Annotated in this window: 2 protein-coding genes and 1 pseudogene; all 3 read right to left on the reverse strand. The window is 46.6% G+C overall.

The genetic code is table 11. The annotated features are described in order from the left end of the window. Window positions 1-188 (reverse strand): annotated as a pseudogene (locus H6F50_RS09855) (type I methionyl aminopeptidase); the annotation flags it as partial. Between the two features lie 215 nt (window positions 189-403). Further along, window positions 404-1,072 carry a glutathione S-transferase family protein gene (locus H6F50_RS09860; protein WP_190428560.1) on the reverse strand — a complete coding sequence of 223 codons (669 nt, stop codon included), beginning with the start codon at window positions 1,070-1,072 and terminating at the stop codon, window positions 404-406. 127 nt (window positions 1,073-1,199) lie between these two features. Continuing rightward, window positions 1,200-1,718, reverse strand: a 519-nt coding sequence (locus H6F50_RS09865) for an HlyD family efflux transporter periplasmic adaptor subunit (RefSeq protein ID WP_190428561.1), incomplete at its 5' end; no start/stop codon positions are given.

Here is a 1,718-nt window from a genome sequence, read left to right on the forward strand (position 1 = left end):
TCTAAATCCGCCGTTGTCATACCGGGCTGCACCATCTCTTGAATTTCTTTCAGCACGGTTGCCACAATCTTCGCCGCCTGTCGCATGATTTCAATTTCACGCTGTGACTTAATTTCAACGCCACGACGTTGTTTTTTCTCGCGGGGAGGTTGAGGGGGTTGGAAAAGCAGATTGTTCAGGATGTTCATTTGACAGATGGCGAGTGGTGGGATGTCAACAGGGTAAAGCGATCGCTCCTCCCGCCTGCTTCTGGGGTGATTGACGACTGAGGAAGCACTCTCCCTGTTAATTTGTCAGGTATTTATTATCTTAAGTTAACTTTGTTGAAACCATTCCTAGGGCGGGAGGCTCCACGGTTGTTCTCGCATCTGAATCAGTTCACGATTACACCTACTAACTGGGATTAAGACTGGTTCTGCCGTGCTGCCATCAACTCTTTGAATCGAGGCTTAAAGGCTTCAATTGCCTCCTGAGTGGGCTGGGTTTTTTGCCATGCAGGACGCTGCACCAAGTTCTCACACCAGGCACTCAGTTTGGGATGGTTATCCAGCGATACGCCTAGCATAGGCAACAACGGCACCATCGTTCCGGCGACAATCTCAGCGAGGGTGAGACTAGCGCTACCTGCAAAGTATCGATCGTCGCCCAGTAGACTCTCAAAAAAGTTCAGCACTGTCAGAATTTTCTGCTTTGACTGCTCCAACTGCTGTGCGTCTGCATCCAAGCCCATCATTTGATTGGCGAATGGGTTTATGGCAGGCAACAGTTCGTTGACAGTCACCATTTCCACCATCCGCACGGTTGCTAGCGCCTTGGCATCCGTAGGTAGTAAGGCAGGCGTGGGATATTTTGCCTCTAGATAGTCAAGGATGGCTAAGGATTCTATAACGTTAAAGCCATCATCCACTAAAACTGGAATGTGGTGGAAGGGATTCATCGCTAGAAATTCTGGGTGAAATTGATCGCCATCCATATTCAGCGATACCAGCTCAAAGGGAATTTCTTTCTCCAGTAGCGCCACCCATACGCGCCTTGAGTTAGCGGAAAGGGGAGTGTGATAAAGCTTCAGCATGAGGATACCTCTCCAGAACTTATTTCCCAGGATACTCCGCTCCCTGGTCTGGCAACGAGCGCGATCGCGTCCTATGCAACTTTTTCCAAACTTCCCTCTCCCTATTCCATCTTTCTGCTAAGAAACCCTAGCGAACCGTCTTTAAGCCTTCAACTTTATCCATAAATAAATCAGTGAAAATGCTCATGATTGTGCGTTTACGTACCTTCAGGTTGACACTTACCGACATCCCTGATTGCAGCGGGACTTCTCGACCTTTAATTAAAAGAGACTGATTATCTAAGCTAACTTTGGCAGGAAACGTATAATACGGGCGAATTTGTTCGGGTGGTAGAGCATCCGAGCCAATCCAGGTTAAACGACCTTTTGTATCGCCAAATTCCCGGAATGGAAAAGAGTCGATTCTAATATCTGCTTCCATCCCTTCTTTCACAAAGCCAATATCTTTATTGGTGATGAAAACTTTAGCAACTAGACTGTCACTTGGAACAATTTTTAAAACGGGTTCGGTAGAATTGGTAACAAAACCTGGTCCATGAGGTTTTAGCTCAAAGATAGTTCCATCTACCGGAGCTTTGATTTCTTGGTATTTTAAATTTTGTTCTGCTTGGCTCATTTGGCTGTCGATTTCTGCAAGGCGTTTGTT

This window comes from Coleofasciculus sp. FACHB-712, from assembly GCF_014695635.1.
Taxonomy (GTDB): Bacteria; Cyanobacteriota; Cyanobacteriia; order Cyanobacteriales; family FACHB-T130; genus FACHB-T130.